The organism is bacterium, assembly GCA_029210965.1.
GTDB lineage: Bacteria > BMS3Abin14 > BMS3Abin14 > BMS3Abin14 > BMS3Abin14 > JALHUC01.
The window spans coordinates 1-6232 of the sequence record JARGFZ010000071.1 but is presented as its reverse complement, the minus strand read 5'-3'; the positions used below and the strand labels follow the sequence as shown (position 1 = coordinate 6232).

Sequence of the window (6232 nt, the reverse complement as noted above, 5' to 3'; positions counted from 1 at the left end):
ACTTCTCCCTTGTGAGCCACAGAAATGTCGGTTAACAGACGGTCTTTCAGCAGCTTTCCGGCGAGACGGGAAATGCGGACACCTGAAACGGTGTTTGCGCCACGCCAGCCGGGACTGACGGCCGAAAGCAGGCAGATCAACCAGTTCCACCGTTGCCCGGTCCTTCACCACCGCCACCGTCCCACACTCCACACACGACGGCCGTGACATCCGGGATTCGACATAAACCCGGATCGGCCCACCAGCCAGATCGTCGACACCCAACACGGTCACGTCGGGCAGTCCCACCAGCAGCTCGCACACACGGATAGGGTTCGTTTCCAAGGGGCTCTCCAGTCTGAAGGCGTAGTAACCATCAGATTGGCAGAGCCCTCCTAATCAACCGGGAACCCCTACACCCCGCTGAAATCCGATGAGCCGGTTAAGCGATCTCGCCGTGAAGAGCTTCCAGCCCCGGAAGCGAAGGATCTATCCCTTCGATGGCGGCGGCGATCTGTTTGGCCGTCGCCTTGTCGCCGAGCCTGGCCGCGGCCCGCGCCGCAACATACCAGCGTCGGATTTCCCACTCAGGAGCGTCCTTGGAAAGCCGGCGCGGACGGGTGACCTCCCATGCCTTTCGATTGTCGCCCTGGTCGAGGAGGAATGATCCATACACGACCCTGATTTCCGCTTCGGCCGCGTTCGATCCTCCGAGTTCGAGGAACATCTCAAAGGTCGAGTGCACATCATCTAAACGCTCGAGCGCTCGCAGCGAATCCATCTCAATCGCCATGTGGGTCGTGTCGCCGGTGATGCGCCGAAAGGTGCGGATTTCTCGGAGCGCTTCTTGCCACAGCCCCATTCGATAGCAGGACAGGGCCAGAAGCTCTCGTATCGCTCCCGGCTGAGGTGACAGCGCCTTTGCTTCGAGGAGTTTCTTCCTGGCTGCCGGGTACCGGCCTTCCTCGAACGATCCGGCGGCGGCACTCAACAAATTGAGGGTGGCATCGCGGCGATCCTTCTTTGTGGAACGGACGATCTCGTCGCGGAGCCAGCGAGGTAGATCTGAGCCGGTTCCGACCGCGGTCTGGCTCTTGGGCGGCTTGCGTTCGCCTGCAGGCTTGCCGCGAGTCTTCGAGCCGTCTCGTTGCCGGTCAGAGGATTCGCGCCGATCTCCGGATTGCTTTCGGGGTTGCGAATCCCGTCGATCTCCTCGACGGTCTCCCCCACGTGGTCCCGACAACTGTCTGCTCCTTGCTCATAAGTGAGGGCCGCCCAAAAAGGACGGCCCTCGAAAATAATGTCCGGCGGTGACCTACTCTCCCGGGGGATTGCTCCCCAAGTACCATCGGCGCTGGCGGGCTTAACTTCCGTGTTCGGAATGGGAACGGGTGGTTCCCCGCCGCTATCGCCACCGGACAAATCTATCGGATTCGGAGGCCGCAGGCCGATGAATCCGCGCACTCAGGTCACCCTGAGCACTCCATAGCGAGCACTAAGTCATGAATTCTAATCCAAGCCCTCGGCCGATTAGTACCGGTCAGCTCCACGCATTACTGCGCTTCCACTTCCGGCCTATCTACCTGGTCATCTACCAGGGGCCTTACCCGGTTAATCCGGTGGGAGATCTCATCTCGAGGTGGGCTTCGCACTTAGATGCCTTCAGCGCTTATCCCGTCCGAACGTAGCTAACCAGCCGTGCTCTTGGCAGAACAACTGGCACACCAGAGGTTCGTCCATCCCGGTCCTCTCGTACTAGGGACAGCTCCTCTCAAATCTCCTGCGCCTGCGACGGATAGGGACCGAACTGTCTCACGACGTTCTAAACCCAGCTCGCGTGCCGCTTTAACGGGCGAACAGCCCGACCCTTGGGACCTGCTCCGGCCCCAGGATGCGACGAGCCGACATCGAGGTGCCAAACACCCCCGTCGATATGGACTCTTGGGGGGTATAAGCCTGTTATCCCCGGAGTACCTTTTAGCCGTTGAGCTACCGCGCTTCCACACGCCACGGTAGGATCACTAGGCCCGACTTTCGTCCCTGCTCGACTTGTAGGTCTCGCAGTCAAGCCCCCTTGTGCCCTTGCACTCGCCGTCTGATTGCCGACCAGACTGAGGGGACCTTTGGGCGCCTCCGTTACTCTTTAGGAGGCCACCGCCCCAGTGAAACTGCCCGCCAGGCAATGTCCCTGATCCGGATAACGGATCGAGGTTAGAAGCCCTATACACGAAGGGTGGTATTCCAAGGTTGACTCCACAACGACTAGCGCCGCTGCTTCGCAGTCTCCCACCTATCCTACACATCGTATACCAGACTCCAATGCCAAGCTGCAGTAAAGGTTCCGGGGTCTTTCCGTCCTGTCGCAGGTAGTGAGCATCTTTACTCACAATGCAATTTCGCCGAGTCTCTGGTTGAGACAGTGCCCAAATCGTTACGCCATTCGTGCAGGTCGGAACTTACCCGACAAGGAATTTCGCTCGAGTTGCTCCCTATGTCGCCATAGGGCTCGGACCATATCATCGACTCACTATCGGACGTGAGCCGGCTGGCGTATGGCCTCTGAGGATTCCAGGAACTGAGACCGCTGCTGTCGATTCATACGCTCGGTAATCATCGCTATCAGCCGCAACCCGCCTTCAGTGAGATGCTCACCGGCCATCATCTTGTCGATGACGTCCGAGAACAACGTGAAATCGCGTTGCTTCGCGGTAATGAGTGGGTGCTGTTCGAAAAACGGAACAATCGTTCCGACTAGATCTGAGCGACGCTTCACGGAGAAGCGAGCCAGATCGTGCCGGTGATCGTCGTTCCGGCGATTCTCGATAATCGTTCCGCATCGAAAGAACTCCCTGAGGAGCTCCAGAGCGGAACGTGATGGTGCGAGTTGTGTGACTGAAAACTCATGTTGGACTTGCCAACCGAGCCGACAGCCTCGATTCCGCACTACCGATATCGAGAAACAGCCTTCGCCGTCGGTGAACCCGACGACCCACTGCTCAATCCCTGGCCTTTCCTGCTGATTGTCCGCACTGAACGGATTTTCACTGTCCATATCACCACCATCTCAGATGGGTGTGACACAAACGAGTACCGTCAGATACACGGGGTTTCCAGCATATAGCCAGCTGCACACCGCAACATCACTGCTGCGGGGGGCAGGCACTCTGCACTAAGAGTGCGTCTACCTTAGGACCGTTATAGTTACGGCCGCCGTTTACCGGGGCTTAAGTTCAGAGCTTCGCCGAAGCTAACCCTTCCCCTTAACCTTCCGGCACCGGGCAGGCGTCACAGCGTATACATCGTCTTGCGACTTAGCACGCTGCTGTGTTTTTAGTAAACAGTCGTTTGGGCCAGGTCACTGCGGCCCCCTCAAGCCTTTGGACGCGAAGTCCTCGACTTTACCGGGGCGTCCCTTCTCCCGAAGTTACGGGACCAATTTGCCGAGTTCCTTAACCAGAGTTATCTCGATCGCCTTAGTATTCTCTACTTGTCCACCTGTGTCGGTTTGGGGTACGGGCACCATACGAACTCGCTAGAAGGTTTTCTAGGCGGCATAGGATCGGCAGCTTCCCCTAAAACGGGTCGGCATCACGCCTCAGGCTTAATGAGGTCCGGATTTACCTGGCCCTCGCCCTAAACGTTTACCCCGGGTCAACCAACGCCCGGGTCTGCTTACCTTTCCGCGTCACTCCATTGCTGGCCTAATACCAGTTGGGTCGGTAGGCCCCGAAGGGCTTTCCTTAGCAAACTGGGTTCAGCCTGAACGCGCATATGGTGGTACTGGAATATCAACCAGTTGTCCATCGACTACGCCTCTCGGCCTCGCCTTAGGTCCCGACTAACCCTGGGCGGACGAGCCTTCCCCAGGAACCCTTGGACATTCGGCGGAGGAGATTCTCACTCCTCTTTCGCTACTCATGCCGGCATTCGCACTCGAACAGCCTCCACGGCTGGCTTCCGCCGCCGCTTCATGGGCTGCTCGACGCTCCCCTACCACTCCCGTCGCCTAGACCCAGTTCCCGAAGGAAAAGGGCCGAGCTATTGACGGAAATCCGCAGCTTCGGCGGTGTACTTGAGCCCCGTTACATTTTCCGCGCGGAATCACTCGACCAGTGAGCTGTTACGCACTCTTTAAAGGATGGCTGCTTCTAAGCCAACCTCCTGGCTGTTTGGGCGACTCCACATCGTTTCCCACTTAGTACACACTTAGGGGCCTTAGCTGGCGGTCTGGGCTGTTTCCCTTTCGACCATGGAGCTTATCCCCCACAGTCTGACTGCCACGCTCTAGCGCATTGAGATTCGGAGTTTGACTGGGGTTAGTAAGCTTGTCGGCCCCCTTGCCCAATCAGTGCTCTACCCCCAATGCGGAACGCGTGACGCTAGCCCTAAAGCTATTTCGGGGAGAACCAGCTATCACCGAGTTTGTTTGGCCTTTCACCCCTATCCACAGGTCATCCCCCCAGTTTTCAACCTAGGTGGGTTCGGGCCTCCACGAGGTCTTACCCTCGCTTCACCCTGCCCATGGATAGATCACTCGGCTTCGGGTCTATAGCATGCGACTGTACGCCCTATTCAGACTCGCTTTCGCTGCGGCTACGGCATACGCCTTAACCTTGCCACACACCAATAACTCGCCGGCTCATTCTTCAGAAGGCAGGCGGTCAGGATCCGAAGATCCCTCCCACTGCTTGTAAGTCCACGGTTTCAGGTTCTATTTCACTCCCCTCACCGGGGTGCTTTTCACCTTTCCCTCACGGTACTTGTCCGCTATCGGTCGTTAGGAAGTACTTAGCCTTACGAGGTGGTCCTCGCAGATTCACACGGGATATCCCCCGTGATACTTGGGAACTCCATCAGGAGATCAGTGCGATTTCGTCTACAGGGCTCTTACCTTCTGCGGCCAAGCTTTCCAGCCTGGTTCGACTATCACCTGATTTTGTAACTCCTTGACAACTCCGACGAGTTATCAGATGGCTCCCACAACACCAGTACGGCAACGCCGTCGGGCTTTGACACCGCACTGGTTTAGGCTTTTCCCGTTTCGCTCACCACTACTCAGGGAGTCGCTTTTGCTTTCTTTTCCTACAGGGTACTGAGATGTTTCAATTCCCCTAGTTCCCTCTACCGGCCCTATATATTCAGACCGGAGTGACTGGGCATTACCCCAGCCGGGTTTCCCCATTCGGACATCCTCGGATCTACGCTTGCTTGACAGCTTCCCGAGGCTTTTCGCAGCCTGCCACGTCCTTCATCGGCTCCTAACGCCAAGGCATCCACCGTGGACCCTTAGTAGCTTGGACGTAAAGAATCCAAGACATTAGTGCTCGCTATGCAGTTCTCAAGGTGCCGCCTGCCGGCTCAACGCCGGCAGGTTTCGAGTTCGGCCTTGCCGAACTCGGGCTCTCGCTCGATGAAGCCGAAGCAACATCATCGCGATAAGGGTGGAGTCCCGGTAGGAACTCCCATCTGATGGCCAAGGGCCATCAGACTCCCTCACAACTAAACAGTGTGCCCGACTCTCCGGCGACCTCTCCGGGGAGTTACCTCCTCCTGCGAGAGATCTCGAGAGAATCGAATAATCAGTACATCAACCTAAGAGCGTGTGATGCTTTGCATCACATTCGAGTTTTCTAACGAAAACTCTGTGTATTGCTTTGCTACTCACACATCGAATCCGTCGTGCAGATTCAGTTTGCTCCTTAGAAAGGAGGTGATCCAGCCGCACGTTCCCGTACGGCTACCTTGTTACGACTTCGTCCCAATCACCGACCCCACCTTCGGCAGCTTCCTCCCATAAGGTTGGACCACTGACTTCGGGTGTTGCCGACTTTCGTGACGTGACGGGCGGTGTGTACAATCCCCGAGAACGCATTCACCGCGGCTTTGCTGATCCACGATTACTAGCGACTCCGACTTCATGGAGTCGAGTTGCAGACTCCAATCCGAACTGAGGCCGACTTTAAGGGATTCGCTCACCATCGCTGGATCGCTGCCCGTTGTATCGGCCATTGTAGCATGCGTGCAGCCCTGGCCATAAGGGGCATGATGACTTGACGTCGTCCCCACCTTCCTCCGAGTTATCCCCGGCAGTCTCCTATGAGTCCCCGGCCGAACCGCTGGCAACATAGGATAGGGGTTGCGCTCGTTGCGGGACTTAACCCAACATCTCACGACACGAGCTGACGACAGCCATGCACCACCTGTTACAGTGTCCTCGAGCAAGCTCTTGGAGGATTCGGCTTTCACCGAATTT

General features: G+C 57.2%; 2 protein-coding genes and 3 rRNA genes. All 5 read right to left on the bottom strand.

Annotated features, from left to right (window positions below; translation table 11 throughout):
- On the bottom strand, positions 1–324 hold a 324-nt coding region (locus tag P1S59_14035), incomplete at its 3' end, for a transposase family protein (GenBank protein MDF1527350.1).
- 97 nt (positions 325–421) lie between these two features.
- Positions 422–1222 carry a hypothetical protein gene (locus P1S59_14030; GenBank protein MDF1527349.1) on the bottom strand — a complete coding sequence of 267 codons (801 nt, stop codon included), beginning with the start codon at positions 1220–1222 and terminating at the stop codon, positions 422–424.
- Positions 1223–1281: 59 nt separating this feature from the next.
- Positions 1282–1398: ribosomal RNA gene (gene rrf, locus P1S59_14025) — 5S ribosomal RNA — on the bottom strand.
- Between the two features lie 91 nt (positions 1399–1489).
- A 23S ribosomal RNA gene (locus P1S59_14020) occupies positions 1490–5279 on the bottom strand.
- Between the two features lie 403 nt (positions 5280–5682).
- Positions 5683–6232 (bottom strand): 16S ribosomal RNA (locus P1S59_14015); the annotation flags it as partial.